The 26,536-nt window shown below is 37.8% G+C and carries 29 protein-coding genes; 5 read left to right on the top strand and 24 right to left on the bottom strand.

Annotated features, from left to right (window positions below):
- Position 1: 1 nt before the first annotated feature.
- Entirely contained in the window at positions 2-517 is a 516-nt protein-coding gene (locus T489_RS14030) for a hypothetical protein (RefSeq protein WP_051621715.1), read from the top strand.
- A gap of 173 nt (positions 518-690) precedes the next feature.
- On the opposite strand, the gene T489_RS0102135 is transcribed toward T489_RS14030, so the two are convergent.
- The 14 genes from T489_RS0102135 to T489_RS14010 all read right to left on the bottom strand — a co-directional run bounded on the left by T489_RS0102135 (position 691) and on the right by T489_RS14010 (position 15,236).
- On the bottom strand, positions 691-1,146 hold the full coding sequence (locus T489_RS0102135) for a hypothetical protein (RefSeq protein WP_157608033.1): 456 nt from the start codon (positions 1,144-1,146) through the stop codon (positions 691-693).
- A gap of 20 nt (positions 1,147-1,166) precedes the next feature.
- Positions 1,167-1,604 carry a hypothetical protein gene (locus T489_RS0102130; RefSeq protein WP_031578397.1) on the bottom strand — a complete coding sequence of 146 codons (438 nt, stop codon included), beginning with the start codon at positions 1,602-1,604 and terminating at the stop codon, positions 1,167-1,169.
- 84 nt (positions 1,605-1,688) lie between these two features.
- On the bottom strand, positions 1,689-2,360 hold the full coding sequence (locus T489_RS0102125) for a recombinase family protein (protein ID WP_031578396.1): 672 nt from the start codon (positions 2,358-2,360) through the stop codon (positions 1,689-1,691).
- The gene (locus T489_RS14025) at positions 2,360-3,286 is read right to left on the bottom strand and encodes a DUF5710 domain-containing protein (RefSeq protein ID WP_051621714.1); all 927 of its coding nucleotides are present in this window, start codon (positions 3,284-3,286) and stop codon (positions 2,360-2,362) included. Before T489_RS14025 ends, T489_RS0102125 begins: the two co-directional genes overlap by 1 nt.
- Positions 3,279-3,542, bottom strand: a complete 264-nt coding sequence (locus T489_RS0102115) for a hypothetical protein (protein ID WP_031578394.1) — start codon at positions 3,540-3,542, stop codon at positions 3,279-3,281. The genes T489_RS14025 and T489_RS0102115 overlap by 8 nt, the downstream gene beginning before the upstream one ends.
- Positions 3,543-3,794: 252 nt before the next feature.
- Positions 3,795-4,952 carry a site-specific integrase gene (locus T489_RS0102110; protein WP_031578393.1) on the bottom strand — a complete coding sequence of 386 codons (1,158 nt, stop codon included), beginning with the start codon at positions 4,950-4,952 and terminating at the stop codon, positions 3,795-3,797.
- Between the two features lie 90 nt (positions 4,953-5,042).
- Positions 5,043-7,520, bottom strand: coding sequence for a zincin-like metallopeptidase domain-containing protein (locus tag T489_RS14020; protein WP_157608032.1), 2,478 nt, complete (start codon positions 7,518-7,520; stop codon positions 5,043-5,045).
- Positions 7,521-7,649: 129 nt separating this feature from the next.
- Positions 7,650-7,952 carry a hypothetical protein gene (locus T489_RS0102100; RefSeq protein WP_031578391.1) on the bottom strand — a complete coding sequence of 101 codons (303 nt, stop codon included), beginning with the start codon at positions 7,950-7,952 and terminating at the stop codon, positions 7,650-7,652.
- 29 nt (positions 7,953-7,981) lie between these two features.
- Positions 7,982-10,033 carry a DNA topoisomerase 3 gene (locus tag T489_RS0102095; RefSeq protein ID WP_031578390.1) on the bottom strand — a complete coding sequence of 684 codons (2,052 nt, stop codon included), beginning with the start codon at positions 10,031-10,033 and terminating at the stop codon, positions 7,982-7,984.
- Between the two features lie 149 nt (positions 10,034-10,182).
- The gene (traF, locus tag T489_RS0102085; protein ID WP_037318473.1) at positions 10,183-10,746 is read right to left on the bottom strand and encodes a conjugative transfer signal peptidase TraF; all 564 of its coding nucleotides are present in this window, start codon (positions 10,744-10,746) and stop codon (positions 10,183-10,185) included.
- A 1-nt stretch (position 10,747) separates the two neighbouring features.
- Positions 10,748-12,589 carry a type IV secretory system conjugative DNA transfer family protein gene (locus T489_RS0102080; RefSeq protein WP_031578388.1) on the bottom strand — a complete coding sequence of 614 codons (1,842 nt, stop codon included), beginning with the start codon at positions 12,587-12,589 and terminating at the stop codon, positions 10,748-10,750.
- The gene (locus T489_RS0102075; RefSeq protein WP_031578387.1) at positions 12,586-12,924 is read right to left on the bottom strand and encodes a hypothetical protein; all 339 of its coding nucleotides are present in this window, start codon (positions 12,922-12,924) and stop codon (positions 12,586-12,588) included. Before T489_RS0102075 ends, T489_RS0102080 begins: the two co-directional genes overlap by 4 nt.
- Positions 12,921-14,792, bottom strand: a complete 1,872-nt coding sequence (gene traI / locus T489_RS14015) for a TraI/MobA(P) family conjugative relaxase (RefSeq protein WP_051621712.1) — start codon at positions 14,790-14,792, stop codon at positions 12,921-12,923. The genes T489_RS0102075 and traI overlap by 4 nt, the downstream gene beginning before the upstream one ends.
- A gap of 81 nt (positions 14,793-14,873) precedes the next feature.
- Positions 14,874-15,236: a plasmid mobilization protein gene (locus tag T489_RS14010; RefSeq protein ID WP_157608031.1), complete on the bottom strand. Its 363-nt coding sequence runs from the start codon at positions 15,234-15,236 to the stop codon at positions 14,874-14,876.
- Between the two features lie 381 nt (positions 15,237-15,617).
- Between T489_RS14010 and T489_RS0102060 the strand changes: the two genes are divergently transcribed.
- The 4 genes from T489_RS0102060 to T489_RS0102045 all read left to right on the top strand — a co-directional run bounded on the left by T489_RS0102060 (position 15,618) and on the right by T489_RS0102045 (position 17,440).
- Positions 15,618-16,001, top strand: coding sequence for a hypothetical protein (locus T489_RS0102060; protein ID WP_031578384.1), 384 nt, complete (start codon positions 15,618-15,620; stop codon positions 15,999-16,001).
- Between the two features lie 64 nt (positions 16,002-16,065).
- The gene (locus T489_RS0102055) at positions 16,066-16,305 is read left to right on the top strand and encodes a hypothetical protein (RefSeq protein WP_031578383.1); all 240 of its coding nucleotides are present in this window, start codon (positions 16,066-16,068) and stop codon (positions 16,303-16,305) included.
- Entirely contained in the window at positions 16,302-17,039 is a 738-nt protein-coding gene (locus tag T489_RS0102050; RefSeq protein WP_031578382.1) for a nucleotide-binding protein, read from the top strand. The genes T489_RS0102055 and T489_RS0102050 overlap by 4 nt, the downstream gene beginning before the upstream one ends.
- Positions 17,036-17,440 carry a hypothetical protein gene (locus tag T489_RS0102045; protein WP_031578381.1) on the top strand — a complete coding sequence of 135 codons (405 nt, stop codon included), beginning with the start codon at positions 17,036-17,038 and terminating at the stop codon, positions 17,438-17,440. The genes T489_RS0102050 and T489_RS0102045 overlap by 4 nt, the downstream gene beginning before the upstream one ends.
- Positions 17,441-17,659: 219 nt before the next feature.
- Here T489_RS0102045 and T489_RS13395 read toward each other — a convergent pair whose 3' ends face one another.
- The 10 genes from T489_RS13395 to T489_RS0101990 all read right to left on the bottom strand — a co-directional run bounded on the left by T489_RS13395 (position 17,660) and on the right by T489_RS0101990 (position 25,890).
- Complete coding sequence (locus tag T489_RS13395) at positions 17,660-18,496, bottom strand: ParB/RepB/Spo0J family partition protein (RefSeq protein WP_051621710.1); 837 nt, start codon at positions 18,494-18,496, stop codon at positions 17,660-17,662.
- 114 nt (positions 18,497-18,610) lie between these two features.
- A complete protein-coding gene (locus T489_RS0102030; RefSeq protein WP_157608030.1) occupies positions 18,611-19,864 on the bottom strand; it encodes a hypothetical protein in 1,254 nt (417 codons plus the stop codon).
- Positions 19,865-19,878: 14 nt separating this feature from the next.
- Complete coding sequence (locus tag T489_RS0102025) at positions 19,879-20,490, bottom strand: hypothetical protein (RefSeq protein ID WP_031578377.1); 612 nt, start codon at positions 20,488-20,490, stop codon at positions 19,879-19,881.
- A 37-nt stretch (positions 20,491-20,527) separates the two neighbouring features.
- Positions 20,528-21,073, bottom strand: a complete 546-nt coding sequence (locus T489_RS0102020) for a 3'-5' exonuclease (protein ID WP_031578376.1) — start codon at positions 21,071-21,073, stop codon at positions 20,528-20,530.
- 53 nt (positions 21,074-21,126) lie between these two features.
- Entirely contained in the window at positions 21,127-22,221 is a 1,095-nt protein-coding gene (locus tag T489_RS0102015) for a DUF5710 domain-containing protein (RefSeq protein WP_031578375.1), read from the bottom strand.
- A 10-nt stretch (positions 22,222-22,231) separates the two neighbouring features.
- Positions 22,232-23,431 (bottom strand): ParB/RepB/Spo0J family partition protein, encoded by a 1,200-nt coding sequence (locus tag T489_RS14005; RefSeq protein WP_051621709.1) that lies wholly within the window; start codon positions 23,429-23,431, stop codon positions 22,232-22,234.
- Positions 23,421-23,678 carry a hypothetical protein gene (locus tag T489_RS0102005; protein ID WP_031578373.1) on the bottom strand — a complete coding sequence of 86 codons (258 nt, stop codon included), beginning with the start codon at positions 23,676-23,678 and terminating at the stop codon, positions 23,421-23,423. The genes T489_RS14005 and T489_RS0102005 overlap by 11 nt, the downstream gene beginning before the upstream one ends.
- A complete protein-coding gene (locus T489_RS0102000) occupies positions 23,665-24,459 on the bottom strand; it encodes a ParA family protein (protein ID WP_031578372.1) in 795 nt (264 codons plus the stop codon). Before T489_RS0102000 ends, T489_RS0102005 begins: the two co-directional genes overlap by 14 nt.
- A gap of 13 nt (positions 24,460-24,472) precedes the next feature.
- Entirely contained in the window at positions 24,473-25,081 is a 609-nt protein-coding gene (locus T489_RS15105; protein WP_031578371.1) for a hypothetical protein, read from the bottom strand.
- A complete protein-coding gene (locus tag T489_RS0101990) occupies positions 25,078-25,890 on the bottom strand; it encodes a sigma factor-like helix-turn-helix DNA-binding protein (protein ID WP_031578369.1) in 813 nt (270 codons plus the stop codon). The genes T489_RS15105 and T489_RS0101990 overlap by 4 nt, the downstream gene beginning before the upstream one ends.
- Positions 25,891-26,536: the final 646 nt, after the last annotated feature.

Genomic DNA, 26,536 nt, shown 5'->3' with positions numbered 1-26,536 from the left:
AATGAAATTTAAAAAAATGGTAATTTCTCTTGCAATTATGATAGCAATAACACCTGCTATATCTTCCGCTGCATCCGATGATGAATGCGGTATATGGTTATGCGCTCCTATAGGCTTTGCTCCTGGGGATTGTGCTGGACCGCACAGAGCAATGATCCGGAGAATTCACAAATTACAATCCCCCCTGCCATCCCTTTCATCATGTGGAAGCAATGTAAAAACGGATACAGTAGTTGCACATGACGGCAGAGCTGCTTTTATACCTTCTCACGAAATTTGTCTGGAATTCTCTGAAGAGACGGTTTACACAGCTTATGGTCCCAAAATCAATAAAACATGCATTAGATATGGAGAATCAGGTGACAGCTGGGTAAAAGACAGATTTTGTAACCCGAATTGCGGTAATACCGGATGCAACCCCGATCCTAAAGGATGTATCAGAACTGATTATTATGTAGAGGTATATAATGCTGATGGCACTTTGATTGGACAACCATACTTTTTTAACATAGACTGATTAAGCTAACACTCTGAAAAAACATAAGGCATCAAATTATCTTTTGATGCCTTTCATTATCATAGACAAAATCCGAATAATCACTACCACACAGTATCTATAAAAGTCGTTTTCATTTATCATAAAGAAAACTACTTAAATAATCTCAAATGTAATAGCAGAATTTTATATAATTACTCTAGTTTATTGAGAACATCGAAACGGCAATAATGTTCTTTATAATCATGCCAATAAAATAGATTATCAACAATCATACCTAAATTAATCTGATTTACTGCAATTTCCTGACCTTTGACGTACTTATGATTTTCTAATTTATCATTTTGATACATTAGAATAATTTTATAAAAAACATTACCTTTGGAATCTTTAACATCCTTAATAATTGCCGGATATCCTAAATATTCGTCATAATACCCGACAAAATCAACCGTATAATAGTCATTATTATATTTTTGATTTGCGGCAAAACCTCCGGTATTACTGTTATTATTTCTATTTTCCACATAGATGTCATTACAAATTGAATCTAAATTTACACGTGGCGGCTCCATAACCGCCAACAAATTACATCCATTCAAGAGCAACGATACCATGGCTGACATAGCCATTACACTAATTGATTTCACGTGAGATATCTCCTAAAAACTTAATAATGATCCTTAAACTTGGGATTCTGTTTACTTAAATACCTTTCCTTTGGATCAGCAATCCCAGCTGATCTACAAGAATCAAGAAAGGCTTGAAATAATTCCGGACTTTTTTCCGAATACAGTTTTTCAATTGCATCTCTGTTGTTTCTTCGTTCGTCAGTGTCATACTGGCATAATTTCATCCTGAAATCATGATGAAACTTTTTACAATCACTTTTGAATGCTAATGCTTTACTAAAATCAGGATTATCTTTTTTAATTTTATGCCAATTATTTGTATCTTCTATTGCTGTTACATTCTTTACACTACACTTAAGCAGATGATTTTCTTCTTCTGTAAAATCAGAATTATAAAGACTATTCAGAGGATCTTCATTTCCACAACCAGTGATCGCAACAGTTATGAAACTCGCTGCTATCAAACCTAATTTCATAAAAAATTCCTTATATAATCAATTTTACCCATAATAAAATAGCCACTATTTAAACATAGACAGCTATACCTTCTCAACACTGTTTCACTTACCGTTTTCATCTAAAGACTTTAAGTAATTATTATCATTTTTGTATAAACCACAAACCCTTGTTACCGTACTTATGGTTGTATTCAGAAAATTGGCAGTTTCAGCAATAGACAAAGGCGGTTTCCTCAATATATGACACTCAATTATCTTTTTGTGCAGTTCTCTATCAGCTCGCCTGCCACAAAACTTTCCCTGCTGTTTTGCTAAAGATATACCTTCTTTTTGGCGTTTTCTCCTAAACTCATAATCATCACGAGACATTTGCAAGGCAATTTTAAGAAGTAGTTCCTGCATTGCTTCAAGTACAATTTTTGACATGCTATCCTGAGTGTTCTGTATAATATCTGTGAAATCAACAATTCCAGGAACAAGCAACTTCGCTCCTTTTGCCTTTATCTGAGAAATAAGACTTTGTGCATCAGAGATCGGAAGTCTGCTAATACGATCCATCTTTTCTGCAACAACATAATCACCAGGTTGAAGTTCACTTATAAGCTTTTGCAGTTCCGGTCTGTTTTCTATAGCACCAGAAGCTTTTTCACGATAAACACCAGCGACATAGAACCCTTGGGATTTTGCATCATCAATCAGATGTTCCTGACGTTCTATAGTCTGCTCCTCAGTAGATACTCGAATATAGATACGAACATTGCCCTTTGTAGTCATTATCTTCCCCGGATTTTCTTGGGTTCAGTAATTGAAAGCTCTTGGTGAGAGTCTTTTCTGGATGACAGATCTGATTTTGTTGACTTTCTCAATTCATTAAATTCCTCTTTTGCTTGTGCTAACTCATTAACTTCTTGATCACTCAATCTTTTCCAACCTTTTTCTATAAAAGGCTTCAAATCCATACCGGCTGGGACATACAAATGCTTAATTTTACGATCCCATTTTGCACCAAGACTCTTTGCTTCATCATTTTCATAAAAAGGAACATTAAAATAAGTATTTTCAGCGGAACGATTCTTGCGATCAAATTTACGGTTTGCTTCTAAACGATATTCAATGATTTTTTCATTTAAAATGTTTGAAACAAACCAATTTGGCAAATCCGCAGAAACAAAAGTTATTTTATTATTATTTTTCCTTAGAAAAGTTCTAGGTTTCTTGGTATTATCAATAACAACTACTCTATGGAGATTATCAATTAAAAATGATAAATTTTTAAGAGATCTTTCTCTCCTTCTTGCAATTATGTCAGGAGGCACACTATGTCCACCTTTTGCAACTCGTGTTTCTACTCTGGCAATATTATCCATAGTTCCTCGAATAGCCACATAAATTGCAGTAACTTTGTATCCCCTAGAAATAGCATCCTTTATAAAAGAGATCTCAGAGGCTCCGCTTAATGTAGTTTCCATAGCAAAGGATTTGTTCTCTTCCAAATAGGATTTTCTAAGTTGTACAGCTTTTCTGCCAGCTGCAATCCTCGCCTCCCATGAATTACCAGGATTTATTTCCCTTGCTATGTCATCAGGGTTTAAATAGAGTTCTGGAAGCAAATTATGTTTACCAATCCTTTTTGTTACTGTACTTTTTCCAGAGCCGTTAGGCCCTGCAAAAAGTACTAACCTACATTTGTGATCAAGCATTTGAATAAAGAGCCTTTTCCCAATCATAGTCCGGAGCTTCAGATCTTACTTCAATTTTGTAATGATCACCAAGACCAACAATCTCCCGATGTTTATCTTTATAGACACGTGAAGTACATCCTTCAGGTTCATCACCTACACCAATATAAATATAGCCAACCTTCTCAAAGTTTTCTTTCCATACTTCTTCCGTCAGTTCCTGAAAAAACTTAGGATCCTCGGTTATTGAAAGCTCATCAATTTCATTATCAATCATAAAAACTCCTCACAAGAGTTAATAAAATTTGTTCTCAACCAGCAACCTAAAAGGTATACCCTAATAAGGTAAGTCATTAGAGTAACTTACAAGGTATATTATAACTCATTTACACGACATATACAAGGTAACTTGTTTAACTCGTGTCTAAATTTCGTCAATAATTGTGCCTTGCTTCGTACAATGAGACATACCGACAGGGTTTATATTGACATGGAAGACTCAGGAAATTCTTGACAACAACAACGCTTATTAACACTGATCTTTCTTACTTGATGGCCTGTTAAGTCGTTTTTCCAGCTTTTCAACATAAGCTTCAGTCTGATTTTTTTCTTCAATTAGACCTGACACCTCATATACAAAAGAGGCATACTTACACATGATCTCGATTCTGGGAATCAAATAATCATTTCGATGATATCTGTTCTGAACATAGCTATCTGTCTTATGATTGATATACGCTTCCTTTTCGTCCTTCCCAAATGCCTTATCTTTATCGATAAAGTCAATTGTAGTCCTGAAAATTGCCCTTGTGCCATGAAGGCAAAATTCATCTTTAAAATTTTTTGCGATAAATCTTCTTAAAATTGAAATTACAGTTTCATGTGATTTTTTTGAATACAATACTTTGTCTGTATCTATCATCTTATGAATAAAATCAGGTACAGGCATCCTAAAATCTGCATCAGCTCCGTTTTTTGTGCATTTAGTTTTTATGTAAACAGTTGTTAAAACATTATTTTCATCATAATCAATATTTCTCACAGCATCAATGTAATTAAAGGTTTCACTTATTCTTGTCCCCAAAATGAAATGTAATACAAGAAATCTGTACATACTAATATCAATTTGACCTTTAACCTTTTTAAAGAACTCAGTTAGTATTTTCTTGGCTTCTATGTCATCTATCCATTTTTCACAATTCAGTGCAGCGCGAACCCCCTGAGAAAATTTTTTAAACTTGTGTAAATGTTTTGTGCAGGGGTTATAATCAACAATTTCCTCACGCACCAACCAAGAGAACACTGAATTTACTATATTTAAATACTGATATTCACTGCCATTAGTAACGTTAAACTTCTCTATAACCTCCCTGTTTATTTGCCCAACACTAACATCCTTCCACGATTCAGAATCACTGCTAATATTTTTCAAAACATTTTTAAAAGCTGTTATATACGACATTCTTGTCCATTTTTTTAAATTTCTCCTGATTATATACAAGTTTAGAAGCTCTCCTATCTTTCTATCGTTTTCTCTTTGATTCGTAATTTCTTGTTCACCACCTGTAACAACAATATTAATATTGTTATCTTTAAAAAAAACGGCCATTTTCATAAAAATTTCATAAGTTGTTTCAACTTTAAAGCTTCCACTCAATATTACTTTTTGATCATTTGAAGCATCCATCAATTAGAATTCCTTATTCTTACCGAAAAAAAATAAGGAAATTACACAACACATGCAATTTCCTTAATTACGGTAATTGTCGTTTAAACCCTATCTGCCTCTAAACTTCACCTTATCTGTTGCAAGTACTTGTTTACTCTGCTCCATAGCAGAAGTTTTTGAATTTATTAAATAGCGAGATTTTTGTTCGCTTAATTCATACTCCCTCTGATATTTATTTACAGCGACATCAGCCCTCGTCCACTTGTTGAACAAATTCAAATCTGTACCGGCTGGGACATACCAATGCTTTATTTTACGATCCCATTTTGCACCAAGACTCTTTGCTTCATCTTTATCGTAAAACGGAACAACCAAATATGTGTCAGCGTAAGCAGGGTTGACCTTATGCGGAATATTCATTTCTTGCCGTTCCTGCATTTTTCTGTATTCGCTTTGTTCGCCAATTTCATCTCGTTTGTCCAACGAGTTGACTGCATCAGCCTTAATACCTTTTACATCAAGCTCCTGATTCAATTCAACCAGTTGTTTAAGAGTTTCGGCATGAGCAATAAGGTCGCTCAATTGTCCTACATAAACCTGCTTTTCTTCGGTACTTAACGATTCTTTTACTGTCTGATCATTTAGATACTTGATTGCTTTATTTAGAGCTGTTTGTAAATTCTCAAGTTTTGACATACTGCTTTTAAGCTTCTGTCTTTCTTCAAATTTATTTTCCTTTAAAAATGACTCAAACTTATCATTTTTCTTTTTTAAATCATTTGCATGTGCTGAATCTAATAATTTAGTAGCTTTTCTATCATCTTCCGTCATATCAGGCACAGTGTAAATTTTTACACCTCCACCATCGGAAATATGCTTTATAACATCTCCTTTATCACCACCAACTCCACATATATATCTCATTTTGGTACATAAATCTGATTGTGGCAAGTTTGTTTCACCGCCTCTTTTATCAAATGCAACAACAGTAATATCATTTTCAAAATACTGTCTATTGCTTTTAGCATCTTTATTTGCATCAAACAATAACTTATTTGCTTCGCTCAAAGTCAAATAATATCCTCGATCTGCAAATGTTTTTTCTACATTAACCCCCTCTCCGTCTGATGACTTATCTAAACATGCATAAAAGACCATTGCTGGCATTTCTTTTTCTTTCAACACATACTCCAATGCCTGAGTATTACAAGAAATACCATTAATCAGATCTGCACGATACCACCCATTATCATCAACATTTCTTTCATGTTCTTTAATCCTGTCCCAGGCAAACCAATTTTTATACATTAGACCATTGTTTTCTTCTGGCAATACATCATTGATTTTCCTAAATGTCTCAAAATCAATGTTCTTATAGTAACCACGTTCTGTTTTGCCTTTTTCGTAAATGACTTCTAATTCACTTTTTTTATTTTGACTTTGAGTCTGCTCGTCAGGTAAAAAATCGGAAAACTTAGATAAGTCATGAGTCTCTTTAGTTACATAGAATTTGTTTTCAGATATATCATAGAAAGCACCTAAATCAATCAGCTGCTTTTCAAAATTTTGATCGTCTTTCGTTGATATTAAGTAAATTCTGTCTTCAGCTAAAATATTATTCTGTGAAAAGCTCGTAATAAACTTTTGCGCTTCGTTCGCCTTTTTAGTTGCTTCGATGATCTCCTTCTTGTCATCCTTTAATATCTTTGACCATGATTCAACATACGAAGCATGATTCTCAAGATTATGACCAATTCCTAAATTCATGCAAAGCATAAAGCTTGATATTTCCGCAACAAGCTCCTCTCTGGCATAGTTTGGGGTTCCGAATCGGCTGTTGTATGGTCTGTCCAATCTCGCCTTATGCCCTGTCCAGTGTGAAAGTTCATGAAGCGCAGTACTGTAAAAACCTTCCTGAGTTTTGAACTTTTCCTTTTTCGGTAAATTTATGTAGTCTTTTGCCGGGGCATAAAAAGCCCTGGAACCGGTTCCGAACACTATCTGAGCGTTGGTATTCTTAATTAAATCTTCAGCCCTCTGTAAATTTTCCCATACCTGCTCCTGTGTGACATCGCTTGCTAATGGCTGAGAATACTTGTGTTCCGGGGGAAAACTGATTTGTTTGACGTTAAAAACCGTAAATGTATTGATTATTGGCGGATCAAGCTCCTCAATTTCAGTAACCGGCTTGCCATCCTTATCTAAAACAGGTTTACCCTTGTCATCAAGTACCGGAACTTCTCGTTCAAAAATAAAGGTTCTCAATGGAACACCATGTTCACCTGCCTTCACGTATCCACCGGCAGCCTTGGCCTGATTAAACGTCATCCATCTTGAGTCCTGATAACCGTTAAGCTCCTCCGTCATAAATAAAAGAGCTGCGTTTGAACCTTTATAAAATGTTCCGGTTTCAGGATTCCTTGGTGCCATGTTCATCATGTCTTCGGTTGACCACGGTTTTGTCCAGGGTGCAGTACCGCTCTCAATGGATTTGATGAAAAGATCAGCTACAAAATCGTTGTACTTTTGCTCTGCGCTGACTCTTGTTGTCTTTGTCGTTGGCGTATTTCTATTCTTCTGAGCCATTTTTGCCACCTTTCGCAAAAAAATTCTTGAAAACTCTGTAGAATTAATTATAATTAAATTGGCAGCTGAGTGTAACGCCAAAAAAAGCTCCTTTCCCGGAGCACTCCCTCGGCTGCCCTTTTTTATTCCTTACTTATTTTTCTTATTTTCCCCTTTGTTCATGTAAAACTGAGATTCAATGTTTTCCATACCGGCATAAGCTTCTTCATCAGATAATTCATCAAGATTATCACCAAACAAAGCTCTCACTTCGGAAGCAGGAAGAGAATCTATACCACATGCAGCAGCTTCTTCTCTCGTTACCGGTACATGATTTCCCGGAATAGCACTGGCAGTCATAATTTCGATAATCCTTTCTGAACTTACGTTACTGCCAAACAACGCCCGGCGTTTCGCCATTTCCGTTTTAAATTCTTCTGTTACTTCAGCCATATTGATGCTCCTCTATCCAAATTTTCACATTACTTCTTTTCAGACCCCTTGGAATCTGATTCATACTTGGGTTTCCCCTTATCGTCAAAATACGTCTGTTTACATGAAGGATATCCTGAACACCCCCACCAGAACACTCCCTTGTTCTTTGAAGATTCCCTTCTGATAAGACCTTTTCCGCAAACTTTACATTTGAATTTTGCGGATATGTTCTGCTCCTTCTTAGGCGCAATAGCAATCGACAAACCCTTTACTTTGTTAATTTCATCCTCCACCAGCTTCTTCTGTTTTCCCATAAAGTCATCTACAGACATTTCCTTTTTTTCTATCCTGGATAACATGCTTTCAAAAATCGCTGTCAGCACAGGCGACTTGATCTTTTCAGGAATTATCCCAATGGCTTTCTGCCCAAGTTCAGTTGAAACAATGTATTTTCCCTTGGCTGCCAGATAGTCTTTCCTCTTAAGCTCGGAAATAATCCCTGCTCTTGTTGCGCTTGTTCCTATGCCGTCCCCGTCCTTCAAAAGTTTCTTTGATACTTCATCGTCAATGTACTTGTAGATATTCTCCATTGCCTTTATAAGCGTACCTTCGGTAAACTTTGCCGGAGCCTTGGTTTTTGCCGTTTTGATTTGCTGATTAACACATGAAGTCAAATCACCGTCATTCACATCGGGAAGTGCTTTGGAATTGACTTCAGAATCTTCATCACTATCTGACTCGTTAACATCCTTCTTAAAGCAACAGCACCACCCTTCCTTGATAACTGTTATCCCTGTAGCCCTGAAATCATAATCTTCGATTTTACTGAGTATCTCTGTTTCATAATACTCGTGAACACCGTAAAACTGACTGATAAAGTTTCTGGATACCAGGTTGTAAACTTTTTTCTCATCGTCATTCAATGCAGAAAAATCGCCAGCCTGCATAGTCGGAATGATGGCATGGTGAGCCGTTGTTTTTTCAGTATTCCAGGTTTTAGAATGAATTGATAAATCAGCTCCCTCAACCAACTCTGACAGTTCTGAACAAGTGGCCTTAATAGCATCTAATACATTCTGAGCATCAGAATACTGCGCTTCTGGCAAATATGAACAATCTGTACGGGGATATGAAGTCAGTTTTTTCTCATAAAGAGACTGACAAACATCCAGAGTCTTTTGTGCTGAAAAACCCCATAATGATGATGCCTTTGCCGTAATATCTGACAATGAGTATCCCAAAGGCTGATTCTTTTTCTTTGGAGTTTTCTTAAAACTTATGATTTTCCCTGTTCCATCCTTTATTTTGGCAATAATCTCCTCTGCTTTAGATTTATCAATAATACGATTTTCCTCATCTGTGCAATCAAGATTCTCCGTCATCAGTTCTGATGAAAATCTTCCATCATTCTCTTTAACACACTGTTCAGCAAAAATACGGAAATAGTCAACCGGTTTAAAATTGGCAATGGCCTTATCTCTGTCAACCACTAATTTCAGTGTAGGTGACTGTACTCTTCCCATAGTTACAAGGGTCTTTGCCTGAATTGAAAAAGCTCTTGTCAAATTCATACCTACCAGCCAATCAGCGTATGATCGCTGTCTGGCAGCCACACCTAAACTTGTATACTCGTCATTTGATTTCAGACTGTTTAAGGCTCTGCTTACAGAAACAGAATCCTGTGCGTTAGCCCAATAACGCTTGACCGGCAGTTTAACTTTGTACTCTTCAAGAAGTTCATCTACAAGCAACTGACCTTCTCTGTCCGGATCTCCTGCGTTTATTACCTCATTTGCATCTTTAAGCAATTGTTTGATAACCTTCAGCTGCTCCTTGGCATCGTTTTTTGGATGCAGATTGAACGTCTCAGGAAAAATAGGAAGTTCATCAAATCTCCAAATTTTTCTGCCTTTGCTGTTCACCGGAACATCATTCGGTGTGTATTCATCAGGTTCGGCCAGCTCAAACATATGACCAAAACACCAGGTCACAACAGAGCCATCTGAACATTCTATGTAACTCTTATTCTTCTTAGTTACTCCGAGACTTTCAGCAATCGCCCTTCCGACACTTGGTTTTTCCGCAATAAATAATCTCATTTTTCAAACCTACATAGCCCAAAATAGAATGGTTAACATCAGCATGAACATTAAAAAACAAACTCCCAATTCTAAAGTTTGTAACTTCTTTTTAAGAATTTCGATATTTAGTTCTTTATTAGCATTTCCTGTCATAATTTCCTTCCCTATTAGTAATTAAAATGCAAATCTTCATATTTTGAGAATACCAGAAATACCGGAACCACCTTAGAGACAAACTCATCTCTTCTTACTATTCCAAAATATCTTGAATCCCAAGAGTACGGAGATCTGCCCATAACTAAAAACTCTTTATCTTTCAAAGTGTAATCAAGTAAACTATTGTCATTTAACAAGCTATTTACAATTCTTTCAGAATTTGCAAGTTTTGTATTATTCACAAACACACCTTCATTAGATACCGTCACTACATCATCTTTTACTGCCACCACCTTTTTCAAAAGTGGCTGATGACCGTCCTTGCATAAGTAATCATCATTCCTTGCCCTCTTTAATTCATAATCATCCTTGCATAGAAGCACATAGTTATCTTTTTCGATATCTCCGGATTCCTCCCGGTAGACTCCCACGGGCATTGAATTTGTAATATTTACCCAATAACCCATATTGCCTAAAACCAAACAAGTAATGTCAAATATCAGTGTTATCACAGCCACAAAAGCAAGCAACTTTGGAACAAAACGAAGCAAGGCAACAAGTTTTCGTTTTAGCATGCTAAAAGCCACCCTTTAATTTTCCTCTTAAAACATCGGATGTCTCTGCTTCAGGAACTGCCGATCTTTTTTCAAACACCGGATCTTTAAAATACAAGGGCTGCTGACCAAAAATCGGAGGAAAACCGGCTGCAAATATCAGCATTTTTCCTGCTTCTAAAATCATCCCTTTGCTGTCTTTCACAGAGCCTGGTAAAGACTTAACCTCTCCGGGAGTGAGAAGTTCTCTCTTAATTTCCTGAACACCTCTTGTGATATTCGTTTTAAATCCGGAACCGCTCTTGGATTTTGTTTCTTTAACGATTGTTGTTGTACCCGTCATCTTTGAGATGTAGGCACAAGTATCATCTTTAATTGCCGGGAAACAGTTCTGAATATGACAGTTAGACGTAATTGATTCGTCCTTCCCATAAGCAGAATACAACTGTCCCAAATCCTGAGTAATGAGGTAGCATTTGATCCCATATCCGGCCACAAAAGCCAAAGATTCCTGAACAATATCCATTTTTCCCAAAGCCGGAAATTCATCCAGCATCATCAGAAGTCGGTGCTTATAAGTCTTTACAGCCCTGCCGTTTTTAAACTCCATCTTGTCTGCCAAAAGTCGCATGCACATACAGACAAAGATTCTGAGCATTGGTCTGATTCTCCCTTTATCTGAAGGCTGAGATATTAAATATAAACTTACAGGAGCTTCATGATGCATCAAATCCCTTACTGAAAAATCACTGCTCTCAACATTCTTGGCGACTATAGGATCTCTGAACAATGACAAATTTGATTTGACTGTAGAAAGAACAGATCCGGCTTCTTCATCAGGTCTGTCCAGCATATCCTGACCGGCAGCTGAGACTATCGGATTAGAGTGTTCCTTCATTGCCGTCCACAGTTCCTTAACAGAACGAGTCTTATCAGATAAAACCGCATCAATTGTGTGAAAATTTGCCTTCACTATTGCTGACTTCGGATTCCTTGCTTCATACAGAACATAAAGAATCAGCCCTGTGTAAAGAGCAAACGCTGTTTTCTTCCAGTGTCCGTCAGCACCGTCTAAACCTTTGCCGTCAGGATCTACCACGAGCATTGCCAGATTCTGAGCATCTCCAACTTCATACTCTGTTCCAATCCTGATTTCATCAAGAGGATTCCAATGAGCAGAATTTACAGAACTGAATTCGAGTCTTATCACTTTCGATTTCAGGTACTTCTGTCTCCATCCGGAAGTCAAAGCCCATAACTCGCCCTTAATGTCGTTACAAACAACAGAATCACTCCAGGAGAGCATTGTAGGAACAACAAGACCAACGCCTTTACCGGAACGTGTGGGAGCAAAACACAAAACATGTTCCGGACCGCCGTGAACCAGATATCTGAAATTTCCTGATTTATCCTTTATACCGCCGACATACACCACCGGTCCTTTTGGCATTTTCTTATGAAGAAGACCTGCCTGTTCCATATCCTTAATACTTGCCCACCTTGCAGAGCCATGAAGATACTTATTGCCTTTAATCTTGCTGTCCTGAATTGCAATAAACGCCATAAAACACAAAGCAATGATTGTGAGGCAGCCAAACATTACATTCATGGAATCCTCTACATATTGAGGATAATCCTGTTTATACAATTCTGCCCATTCCAGAATTTTCCAAGGTAAGTATATTTTATTATAATTATCACCAAGTACATAATGATAATTGAAACAATGCGCAAAATATTGAGTACCGGAACTAAGAATCAATAAACAAGCCAGTATCACTAGAAACAATCTTAATAATTTATTGCCGGTCTTTTTCTTTTCGTACAGTTCAGGACCGACTTTGTTGTTATATTCTTCCTTCATTGGATAATCTCATTCCCATCACATTCAGTAATTTCATCAACCATGTTTGTACTGTCATATGTTATGGTAAACATTCTTCCGCAATAACACTTCGCATATTTTTTACTGCCAAACCACATGGCTGATTTACAGTGCATGCAACAAAAATCATTTTTTGGTTTTGGCATCTCTGAATCATCAGCTAATATTCTGCTTATAGATTCCTTTTTACTTTCTAATTCCTGACTTAATTCTTCTAAATCATTTTCAGATTTTGATTCCAGCAATTCAGAAAGCTTATCAATAGCTGCCATGGGATCTTCTATAAAATCCTCTTCTGTAATCTGATCTGTCATATTGTTCTGCCTCTTTTTTGTTCCTGGTTATTTCGATGGTTATTTCTGTAAGATCTCATATTCTCATCCATGAATTTTCTGTTTTTCATTTTTGCAAAATTCGTCCGATCTCTGTATTTATCAGATTTCTGTTTTTTAACTTCTTCATTTACATATTCATAAACCTTCTCGGTTTTATCGACATCATCCTTAAAATCTCTGTATTTAAAACCTCTTTTGTTCTTGGCCTTATCAAAATTGGTGTAGGCATATTTGTTTGAATTTCTGCTTTTCTTGAATTTATAGCCATTTCTCCAAACTTTGGAATTCACGTAAATTCGTCCTTCAGTAACAACTATTGTTTTATTTTTGAAGGAATATACCTTGTTACCATTTGACGTAACTTTCTCAAACTTCATGTATTTTTCTATCAAGCGTTTTAGCATGCTAAAATCCTGATTACCGCTGCTGTATTCAGAACTCCTCTTTCTGATGTTATGAGAATTCCTTCGCAACAAAATATTCAGAGCATCAACATTCCCTTTTTCAGCTTTGTTTTTTAAAAATGATAACCATGATTGTTTTGAATCCACCATTTTTTCAAGCTTTGCCCTGGCGGCTGCTTTCGCTTCTTCTCTCATTCTTTTAACCTTCATGCTTAAATACAAATTCAGATATGAACGCATGAATTTTGGAATTTTTAACATGCTGAAAATCTTGTACTGAAGCCTGATTTTGTTAAAATTTTTCTTATTCAGTTTAAACAAATAATCATAAACATCCTTTTTAATTTGCCTGTTATAGTCTTCAGAATCTTTTCTGATTTTTTGATACTCTGACCAAAGAGATTTCTCTTCAGTTTTTGTAAGGTTTTCAGCCGGTCTTTTTTCGGATTGTTTTCTTTTGTCTGCCTTATGCTCTTGTTTATCCCGCTGTTCGTTTTCGATATCAAATTTTTCAGCTTGATTAAAATCATCATTTAATGATTCTGTTTTTTCAGGATCATCATTCATATCTTTATCTGCTTGATTACCTGATTCTTCCTCACGATCATTAGATTTTGATTTATCTTCAACATTTCCATTGTCATTTTGATTGGCATGATCTCCAATTCCACAAATATCATCAAATGAAATAAAGGCTCCAAATCTTTCTTCTAATTTCTTTTTTGAAAAACTTCTATCTACAGTACTCGCCTTAACATGGACACCGCTGTAATCATAAAAAACAAAACCATTGGCTCTGATTTTGATTCCGCATTTATTCTTATAAAGAATCTTATGAAAATCTTTCCAGTTCGCTGCCCTGGCTAACTCATCTTTAATCCTCCTGACAGCTGAACATAGCGATTCTTCCCCTTTATGTATTTCCAGCTTATCAATTCTGTTTTCAACAGACGGTCTGATAAAATCGTGATTATCCCTAATTAGATTATATTTATCTTCACACGCTATACATGCTTTAGCTAATTTTTTATGCGATTGGTATGGCTCAAATATATTTTTGGTCTTTGGATGAATTTTGTTAATTACAATATGAACATGCAAATTATCAGTATCTCCATGAACCACACTTAACCGCTGATAATCACTCATTCCCAGCTTCTTAACTACAATCTCCTCGCAATCCTTCAGTACATCTGAAGAAGGTTTTTCACCAGCAGGGAAACTCATAATCAAATGAAGAGTTTTATCGCTTGTAGCTCTGGTATTCATCATTTGTGTTGCTGTTGCTTCAATACATGCTACATTGACATCATCTGCTATAAAATTACTTAATTTAATTTCCCCGACTCTGGATTCAAGCCCCTTAGAATTGGTTAGATACTTAGTAAGTCCGGTAAACGAACCTTTAATACCTTTCTTTTTCTCAACTTCATAAATAATCATATACTAACAGCAAACATTTTAGCATGCTAAAATTGTTCCCTTTACACCTTCAAATCTTCCTGCTTTTTTAGCATGCTAAAATCACATCTTTAATATTTTTTCCATAATTTCTTCCAGCTGAAGGCGGTTATACTCAATCTCATGCAGCAATCTGACTATTCCTTTCCTGTGATAATAAGAAACCTTTAGCTGATCAGTTAGCCATAATTTGAGCAGACCTCCCAATCTCCCTAAATCGCCATTCACAATTATCAAATCATGAATACGTTCTAAATGTTCATTATTTTTTGGAGTATAACCGCATCCCACCTGTCGCAAATACTCTCCAACCGTCAAATTACATTTCCTGGCGTTTTCACTGATTATCTCTTTATCTTCCTGAGAAATTCTGAAATGTATCTGCTCGTATTTGTTATTTTTCTTTTGTTTATTATCGTTTTTCATTTCAGAATTTTTCTTCTTTACTGCCAGACATTTTGTCGTTCTACGACAAACTCCCACCTTTTTGAAGGTGGCAGGATGTAAGGTTTCGTTGAGCATTCATGCGAATAAGCAAACCGTAAATGTGTACACATTTACCCATCCTGCCATTCTTCGACTTTGTTGCTTTTTCGTTCTATCTACGTTAATTATATGCTCTTTTTTGGTTAACTCCATAGGTAACGTATAAAAAACATTAAAAACACCATAATGTAACATTGACAAAACATCAAATGAACATTAACATAAATATAGCGTTACTAGAACTCTAATTTAACCTGGCTATAACCAGTTAAGAACATAGACAGATAAAAACGCCATAAATGATCATTTTTCAGATAGAGCATGAAGAGACAAAACAACATGGGCAAAGATAACGACCTGAATCTTGATGAATCGATACTCCTGCAAAAAGAGTTCTCGCTCGGAAAAGGCGTAATCACTAGAGTAAAGTTCAAACAGTCACTTAACACGATAGTTAAATTAAAAAACGAAGGCTTTACCTTAAAATACATTTGGGCATACCTGAAAAAACACCAGATGTTTGATTGCACCTATCAACATTTCGGCAGGTTATATCGTGCATGCATCAAAGAACAAAATACGGTGATGGATTCATCAGAAAAATCATCAACACCGGAAACTGACACAAGTACTGAATCAAAACACACGTCTCGAAACAAGACCTTTGATTTCAACCCTACTCCCAACAAGGACGAACTTATCTGATTTACTGAATAGTTGGAGACTCATACTATGCAGGAACTATTTGAAGATAAAGTGGAGAAAAAGAATGACTGAACTTTCGGATAAAGTTTTAGCAGAATCAGCTGTCAAATATAACGACCAGTCTACCATTACAAAAGCTGAGTTTTACGCTCACATCGATCAGATTGTGTCTTCTTACAGGAAAGGATACACCATAAAAGCAATCTGGAGATGTCTTTACGATGCCCACCAAATCAGGATCAAATACGGTCAGTTCTACAATTTATTTAAACGTTTTCTAAAATCACGGGAGGAATGCAAATGAGAGTACATATGATTATGCAGGGAAAAGGCGGTGTAGGCAAAACACTCGCCTCCACACTTCTTGCTCAGTACTTTCTGGCACATGAAAAAAAGATCGCCTGTTTTGACACAGATCCGGTCAACACAAGCTTTGCTGGCTACAGATCCTTGAATGTGAAGGTTCTTGAGCTTATGCAGGACGATGAAATCAAACCAAGAAATTTTGATAATCTTATTGAAGACATAGCCAATTCTGATGCTGATGAGATAATAGTGGATAACGGAGCTTCTTCCTTTGTCCCCCTGTCTCTGTATCTCATAGATAACGACATTCCTTCAGTATTGGCAGATATGGACGTAGAAATATGCCTTCATTCCATTATTGCCGGATCTCAGGCCTTATTGGACTGTATCAATGGCTTCAACGCGCTGATCAAGAATTTCACGAAAAATGGCAAACCGGAAAACCTCGGCTTTTATGTGTGGCTGAATACATTTCAGGGGGCTATTCAGATCGAAAACAAGAACTTTTTCGAGATGAAATGTTACAAGAACAACCACGAATCAATCAAAGCCGTTTTGGAACTTCCTGAACTCAAGAAAGATACTTTCGGAGCCGACTTTACGGAAATTCTAAAAAATAAGCAGACATTTTCAGAAGGCTACTCTGACATGAGCAAACCCATAATGGTGCGTCAGCGTCTTAAGAACCTGGAAAAGAAGCTCTTCAAAGTTCTCGAAGAAGGCGGCCTATGAATCAGCAAACAGAAAAACTGGTAGCCAAAATCTACGAGCAGACCCATGTCAAAATTGAAGAGGACGATCCGGTCCTGAGTCTGTTTCTTGCCCAGCAAGTTTTGATAGATGAACTATCAAACGATCTGTCTGATATTCAGGAAGAGCAGTACGAAAAGGTTCAGAAGATGTATCAGATCGCCTTTGATAAATCTGCCTTGCTAACCTCGGAGATGGCCGAAAAGATAGAAAACTCCATTGAGAGTTCATTGAAAGCTATATCTCAGCAAAAAGACAAGGCCAGAACACAAGAGTACAGCTCCCTATCCAAAAAGATCAGTAATCTTTCAATGATGGTTTATCTGTTTATTCTTGTAAACCTGTTTGTCATTGGAGAAGTGATATTCATCCTCAAACACTAATCCCCGGAGATATCAGTATGGCCGGACGAAAAAGAACAAGACCGGAGGTTGGCAGTATAGATGAACTGGAAGATTGGGCAAGGAAGTGTTTTTACTGTCAGCACTGTTATGTTAGAGCCAACAATGCAGACGAATGGCTTTGCAGTAAACGATCACCTTGTAAATTCAAGCCATTTAAGGAAGAATCCATTGCCAATAATGATAAAAAAATGACAGAGCCTATTCGACAGCATCTAAACTCAGTTCTGAAATAGGCACTTCCATAGACTCCCCTTCGCACAGGATAACGGCATTTCCGGTTCCTTTAGGTCTGACCAGCCTTAACTCGCACTTCTTATTCTGATACATCACTATAATTTTAGCCTTGGGTCCAACGGGACCAGGCTTTTTCTTTCTTTCCCTTGGCACTGACATTTCATGGTTTTCTTCTGAATCTCGTTCTTCAGAATGCTTTCCAGAATCAATGTATTCCTTCATAGTCTGGATGGTTGCTCTGCTGATCTCATCAGCTTCAGCAATCCATTCGGTGATGTCATCTGAATTTTTGTTGTAGAGTTTAACGAGTTCGGTAATTGCCGTCAGATCTGAAATCTTGCCCTTATTCATGGCATTTGATATCGGTTCAGGAAGATCCAGAAGACTGCTGTGCTGGCTTATCCACGCATTAGACTTACCCAGTTCTTTAGCTAGCTCACCCTTTTTAGCGCCATGAGAAACCCTGTATCCTATGTAGTCGGCAATTTCCCTGGGAGAAAGATTTTCACGCTGAATGTTTTCGATAACCTGATCAAGTTTTGTGTAGTCATTGTCTATAAACGCCGGAATCGTTGCCTTTCCTGCCTTTATGCTGGCTCTGTAACGTCTTGCACCATGATTGATAATGTATCTGCCGTTTCCTGCTTCTCTTACGGAAATCGGAGACTTAACGCCCCTCTCTCTGATGGTTTCTGCAAGCTCGTTTAAGGATTTTTCAGCAAATCCGGCATTATCTTTTCTTCTTGGTTGATCAGGATCCTCGTCAATGAGAGTGATATCAAGGTCAAAATATTCAGACATACGCAATTCCAGCCTATGATCATAATGATCGTTACAAAACTTGCTGGCATTATACACACTTTTTACATATGCCGACAACATATCCAAAAATAACCTTTGTTTTATGCAAAAGTTTTATCTGGAATGACCTTTTTTAATTTTTGATTTTTCCTGAATAATTTGTTGTGATTGATTAATTCTGTTTTCGCTGTCTTTTCTTTTTAAAAGTGAACCTTTTTCTATTCCTAACATCTTGCATATTGCTTCATGAGATTCTCTGGATTTTCCGTTTGGGAGCAAATCAAGTTTTCTGCAAACTTCATGAAAAACAGAGGTGAAATTTTTGGTTTCAGGAAAAAGATTACGAAAGAATTCTGTCTTGCTTTCCTTATTAAGAACATCAATACTTGCATTATTTTTTATACAATTTTCTAAATCAGTGCTGATATTCTGTCTTAAACGTTCATCAATTCTTCGTATTAGCTCGTAATCATGCCTAAAATTAAATCCTTGGTATTTATCATTACTAAACACTACTTTTTGATCGTGAACTTTATCATACCCCTTTAAAAAATCGTTAGCAATTGAAACAAGCATTTCTTGTCTATGTGAATTACTAACCCTCTTATTTACATAAAAAGCCAAATCAGAGAAGTGTCTCATGATTGTTTTTTCTACTTCCAATTTAGTTAATAATAACTTTTTCAAATCTTGATTTGACATAATCACAGATGCAACATTGCCAAGTCCTATGGCATTAGCTGTTGTATTCTCTATCACCTTTTCATTTTTGGAAAAAAAGTCCAATAAAGCTTGATCCATATCACCATGATTCTTATCCACTGATACAGACACGTAATCACCAAGCCGTTTGGTTATAGTATCAACAGAAACTGGACATATGTATTTTGATTGCACAGATTTATTAAAAAATTCATAATCAATATTTTGAGGATCTTGTTGCACAACAGCAACCATTTTTTCAACTAGTAATTTACTTCTTTCTTTCAACATTTGAAAATCATCAGATGATAGTCTTTTGATCTTAATAAGTTGAATCTTGTTTGGGGTAAATAATTTTTTCCCTTTTAGTAATTCAATATTATAATGGCTTAAAGTAGTTAATATTACTGCATTATTTTCTCTGTCAAAATAGGTCATTCTATGCCTTGGATCTATATCTCTTGTTGCAACATCAGACATATCACCAGATAATCTATTATTTTTATGCCGATCATTTATACCTAATTTAAGTTCATCTATGTTTTTAACCTGTTTTAATGATTTAAGATAAAGAGCGATTCTATAGAACAAGGCAGCATAATCTTTATTACCACTATCACCCAACAACTTAATTATTTTTAATTGTTGTCGGGCTTCATCTGACACGATTATATCCATTATTAGTCATTCTCTGAATTATAGTTTAACCAATAATCGGCATCATGTTCTTGTAATATTTTTTTTCCAAAATCTCCCAATTCATTTGCGAATTGCTCACACGATCTTAATTCATTTTCATAATGAGCTTTTGCTTCTTCAGGATGCTCTGCTTCCCATTGTTTACGTAATCTATATTCTTCTCTGATTTTTCTCATTTCTTCGTCTTCAATTTTTGCATAAAGCCGATCTTCAATACCTTTAACATAATCTTTGGTGAGCTTGCAGTATTCATCGTCAAGGATAGAAATATGGTTTTCATAACGATAAATCATTAGATTTGCTAAAACCTCATCGCCAAAATCACCTTCATCGTATAAATACATATCTCTAGCAGAAGAAAACAGCGTTACAATATCCCTCAATTCATGCATATGTTCCATCAAAAAAGACACTTGCTCATCATGAGTTTTGTCCTTAACCTGCTCGATCAAGGCACAATAAGCTTTCTCGTACTCAAGGGCATTCTTGTCATCTTCACCGGATTCAGTGTAATTAATTATTTCATCAATAGCAGGAAAACCTGGTCTTTCCAGTTTTTCAATATTTTCTTCCATCTTTTTTTGAGTAATCATATTCACCACCTTGTTCCTATAGATACATAGTAACTGCTCACTTATCATAAAATCCATACTTTTCAGCAATAGACTTGTGCTTCATCAAAGAAAGCCATACCTCTCTGGCTGCCATTGAATCATCAAGACTTGAATGAGGCCTGAAAACAAAATCAGGATTACAGTTTTTTACGGCATCAGTCAGTTTCTTCCATTTAAAACTCTGTCTCACGGGATCATACTCGCCATAATACTCGGCATATGCCTTCATGCAACAATGAAGAGAGGCGGCATGTCTCAGGGAACTTCCTAAAAATACCGAGTCAAAATTCATGTTGTACGCAACAACATGCTTCCCCTTAAAGAGCTTGTTAAGCATTGGTTTCAGAACCTTAAACCGGGGCGCATTCCTGACCATTTCAAAGCTTATTCCGTGAATTCTTTCCGCATCATTCCAGGATTTCTTGCGTTCCGGCTTCACCAGCGAATGAAAAATGCACCTGCCATAATGATCAACAACGCTTACTGACAAAAGTTCATCAGTTCTGTAATCAAGCCCGGTTGTTTCGGTATCAACAAAAATATATTCCGTTTCAGTTCTCATATTCAATACCTGAAGCCCCTGCAAACCTCGCTCGCAGAGGCCATAATCAAAGTTTAAACCAGAAGTTCCGTCAAAAAGCTCTTCAAAACAGCATCCTTTCCGGCACTCAGCATCAGATCGTTAAAGTCTGTGCCTTCATCAGCATCGCCAAATTGAGGAATCACAGTCTTGGCTCCTATAGCCTCGGCTGCTTTTCTGCCTTCATCAACTCCGACATTCTTTTCAGCCAGATGATCATTGTCGCAGGCAATAATGAAATTCTTGTCGGAATATCGTTTTTTAAGGCTCTGAGCCACCGGAAGAAGATTTCCGGCATCAATGGCAGCCACCACCTTTACGTCCCTGTGTTCAATTAAACTGTACTGAATACTCGCTGCTGTGGCATAGCCTTCGCAAATAATAACCGTTGAATCTTCCGGCTCGATTTTGCCAAGCACAACATGGAAGCTTCCATGTTTCCGGCCACCTTTGACAAACCTTTTCTCACCTTCAGGGGAAATGGTCTGTGCTGTTGTCAGCTGCTTGTTTACATCATAAAGCGGTATCCATGTAATTAAACCGTTCTTGTCTCCTTCAACAAAGGTAAAAACGCTCCCCGGAATTCGTTTCTTCTTGAAATACGGTGAAGTAATATCGTTCGTGTTGCTTAACTTCCTGAGCTGCTGTCTGATTGTCATTGCAACCTGCCGTTCCTGCTTCTGCCGTTCCTGTTCAGCCTTGGCCTGCTGAATCCTGTATTCCTCCTGGCGTTTTTTAATCTCTTCAGGAGACTCTCTTTCATCAACGCCACGATTAAGATACAGGTTCTTGAAAGAATCCTTGGTGCGGTTATTCATGAAATATCCGTTAGGAACACCGTCAAGATGCATCACATAGAAACCGCTTTGAATATTCCCCTTATCGCCAGCAACCTGAACTCGATGAGTCTGGCCATCGCATTTTGGCTCACCAGGTCGAAGCAAACAGCCATGAGCAATCAAATCATCAGCAAAACGCACTGAAGGCTCTCTTGTATCGATCCATTTGATGAACAGCGATTCACTCACGCCATCAGGAATAAACCAGCTGCTTGCTTTCTTATCCCATCTGGCTCCAAGTTTTTTGGCTTCATCCTTATCTGAGTAAGGAACATAAATATACTTGGACATATAACCCCTCTTACTCAAACTTCAGCACTGAAAGAATCAGAGAATCCACCGGCACAACAAAGAACTCTCCCTTGGAATTCTTGATGATTGCTTTGCCTGGCTCAGTCTCAACATTGACAACCTCATATTCTGTATCTGAAGCATCCAAAGTACAGACACACAAAACTCTGCTGACAGCCTTTAAACCGCCATAGTTATCTGCCGAAAAACCGGAAACGGCATACTGTTTGATTGTAGAAAATTCCTTCATGTCCAAATCAATGTGTTCTGCCGGTTCTTCCAAATCATCATCGCTTTCGTCATCAGCGATATCGTCCCCTTCAGCATCATCATCTTCAGAATCCTCAGCAGCATCGTTACTGAAGTTTTCATCCTGACCATCAACCGGAGATTCTGCTCTCTTCGGTTTTGTCTTTGTCTTCGTCTCAGTCTGTGCCTCTTGTGATTCCGGAGTCGAATCTGAAGACTGTTCCTCTTTGGTATCTTCCATGGAGATATTGCCGTCAACTGCTGCTTCATCAGAATCAGACTGCTCCTCCCCTTTTTCAAGTTTCTCCTTAAACTCGCTGATTTCACGCCGGGAAATCTTTTCCGCACGGCCAAGAAACGCTAATGTTTTTTCAGAATTCTGACGAAAGCATTTACACAGTTCGGATAATGCTGTCACATCATCACCTAAAACACCAGCCTGCCAAAAAGTATCAAGTTCTGAAGGAAGATCGATAATGCAACAGTACTGACTTATCCAGGCACTTGATTTTCCAAGTTCAGCAGCAACTTCTTTTTTGCTCTTGCCCCTTTTCAGTTCCTCACGAATAAACTCGGCGATCTCATTAGCGGTCAGATTGTTACGCTGAATGTTTTCGATCACCTGATCAAGTTTTGTGTAGTCATTATCGATAACAGCCGGAATTTCAGTTAAACCGGCAACAATACTGGCTCTGTAACGTCTTGCACCATGATTGATAATGTATCTGCCGTTTCCTGCTTCTCTTACGGAAATCGGAGACTTAACGCCCCTCTCTCTGATGGTTTCTGCAAGCTCATTGATGGATTCGTCAGAAAAACCAGGATTGCTTGATGTTCTGGGCTGATTGGGATCTTCATCAATCAAACTAATGGCAAGCTTAAAGGTTTCACCGGAAGCTCCTGAAGATTCCGCATTCATTAACGAACCCAACTTGTTGAAGTCATCTAAATTAACGCTCATTCTTTACATCCTCACATAACAAACCACTGTCTTCAATAATCAGCAGAGCCTTTTCCAAAGCATCAATAAGTTCTATTGAAGCAGTCTCACAAAGATAGCCACGTTCATCACACGATAAGTCGCTGTTCCCGGAAAACGCATCATCAAGCACTGAATCCCATTCAGTAAAAACCTTACGGCAATAAGCCAAACGTTCACGGACAGAAGAAGCTCTTAAGTCAGAAATCTCTTTATCAGACAGTCCCATTTTTACCCTCCTCGCTAATAGCCTCAAAAATCCATGAAGCAAGTTCAGAAAACTCCTGTTTTGCTTTTCTGGCACTGGATTTCTTGATATCTCCCAAAAAAGTTTTCTCAGACAAGGCATCTGCTATGCTGGATCTCAATCCGATAGAATGTCTGATAACCAGGCTCGGATAAGATTCAGTAATCAATGCCAGCTGCTCTCTGTGCCTTTTGTTACGGTTATCAACCATTGACGGCAAAAGCCCCAAAACCTGAAGATTCTTGTTGTACTTACGAATGTTTGAAATCACGTTCTGCAACTTCCCTACGCCCTGAAGACTGTATGCTTCCAGCTCAATAGGACAAATCACATAATCTGAGACAAGCAAGGCACTCGTCAAAGCCTTTCCCAATGACGGAGGTGTGTCGATTAAAACAATGTCTACTCCCATATCACCGACTTCTGACAAAAAAGCCGTCATTCTGGTAACAATGGTCTTAATATCGTAAGAATCGATGTCTGCCAGAACAGAATCCGCTGCCACCACAGCAATACCGGAACTCAAAGACCTGGAACATGAATCTCTCCATGACCTGACATCAAAACAGTCTTTCAAAAGAACCTCTCCGGCACTGACATTCAAAAGGCTGTCAGCCAAACTCCATGAAGCATTCCCCTGAGTGTCGAGATCCATAACCAGAACAGACTGGTTATGCTCTCTGCTTAAATAACCTGCCAAATTTACAACGGTCGCTGTTTTGCCAACTCCGCCCTTCTGATTGCTCACAGTAATAGTCTTCATAAACGCCTTTCTCCTATAGAAGATCTGATTTGCAAATAAAATTCTTGACCGCAGACACTTGCTGAAAAGTTTTGTGTCCTTCATTTTCGGAATAGCACTCAAACTGTTTGCCATCCCTATTCCAATTCCGGATCTCCCCGGACAGATACCGAACAACATCCCCCTTTAAAAAACCCGTTATACAATCCCAAACGGAAAGTCTTATGAATTCCATGTCAAAGGCATTCTGGTATTCCAATGCGATGCCTGTCTCACTGGCAACTAGCCTTGAATTCGCTTCTTCAGCAATACAATCAATCAAATCCTGAATGCGTTCCTGAGCCTTAGCCAAACAATCAAAATCAAACAGAACAAAATCCCCATGAGTCCATAAACACACCTTCTTAGTTCTGTAATCGGAAACAGGAACATAGGCGCAATTAGTTCTTATGATAAGATTCCGGGTTTGTTCAAAATACTTATAGAGCCGTTCCTGACTGAGAAAGTGGCAATATTCCATGATTCCGCAAAAATCTTCTTCCCGTGGCATTTCAGGCTTTCTGTTCCAGTAAACCGCCTTCAGTACGGATTCATACTTAACCGCATCAATATCAACGGACTTCCCAAAATTCATAGTCTTCATTTTTTAGCCTCCAATCCCAGTCTCTTCATCTCACTCTGCTGATATTCCTTTTTTCTGTTTTCCACATAATCAAAAAAATTCTTATCCCATCTTGACCTGGAAACATGTTTGCTCTGAAGAAGAAGCTTTTTCCATAAAACGGCCAAAGGGAAAAACGCCAGGGAAGGATTCGATGCAAGACAGGTCTCAGCAAATTCATACAAGGCCTTATTCCCATGCATGAAATTGAGAAGCTTCATACAGGAATCAATACCGTTTTGAACATCTGAGAATCTTTCAAGAATTCTGGAAAGATAAAGTCTGAAATTCTCTCCTACAAAACCGGCAAGACTTAAAACATCACCTTCATTCCAGGGAATGGAGAAGAACTTCGTGTTTTGAATATCCTTCTTCATCTGATCCTTCATGTACTGCTTGAAGTAAGTCGCACAGAAATGTTTCTTGTCTGCATTCTCGGCCAGATAGTGTCGATAACACTCGGCATAGTTATAACGGCCAGAGGAATAACGCATGCAGCTCTCGGCAAGATATTTCTTGGTAAGAAATTTCTGTTTGCTTTCCGCACGGCGCAGAACCCCGGAATCCTTCAGAAACCGCTTCGGCTGAAGCTTGGCAGCCAATTCCGGAGCTGAAAGCTGCAAATCAGCGATGTCAAACCCTGCTTGCTTCGCATGGCGAACATGCCTGCCTACAGTTTTTTCAGAAATGTGGAGAATTTCAGCCGTTTCTTTGTATGTACGCTTATCCTGAAAAGACAGCGTAAGAATGGCTTTAACCAGATTGGGATCGTACTTACCTGAGTACTGCATAGAACATCTCCCTTAAATTCAGGGAAATGCTGTAAGTACTAACTTGAATTAACACCATAGTATTTCCTTTGCTTTGCAAAAAAACGAACCGGGGGCTTGGTAAGCACCCTTACTTATGGCGTTTTTTGGGGGAAGAAGCTCCTCCCGCCCACGACCTCAAAAAAATAATAAAAACGCTATATCCTGTACCCAAATAGGGACAAGTTATTACGACGTTTAGATCACGTTTTTGAGACGTTTCTTGGATAGCTCCTTCACAACGACTATCAGAAAAAGACTGTTATCTCTTTCTCCTTCAGCACCTTCGTTGACACTCCTTCTTTTTCTTTCTATTAGCACTGTAAAGAAGACTTAATAAAAAACACCGAAAAGTATATCAACAATCTGAAATCACAGAGAAAAGACATCGATATTGTATGTGGTTACGAAGCCGGTTGCCTTGGTTATGTTCCCTGCAGAGAATTAACCAAGGCCGGCATCAACTGTAAGATTCTGGCTCCAAGCACCATGGCTGTACAGAAAGGCGGAAAGAAGCTGAAAAATGACTTCAGGGATGCTTTGGATATTGCCAGATGTCTTGCCAGCGGTTCCTATAAAGCCGTTAACGTTCCTGATGTCGAAGATGAAGACGTAAGGGATTACATCA

Origin of the sequence: Ruminobacter sp. RM87 (assembly GCF_000701925.1) — a bacterium.
Taxonomy (GTDB): Bacteria; Pseudomonadota; Gammaproteobacteria; order Enterobacterales; family Succinivibrionaceae; genus Ruminobacter; species Ruminobacter amylophilus.
This window is presented reverse-complemented; position numbering and strand designations above follow the sequence as displayed.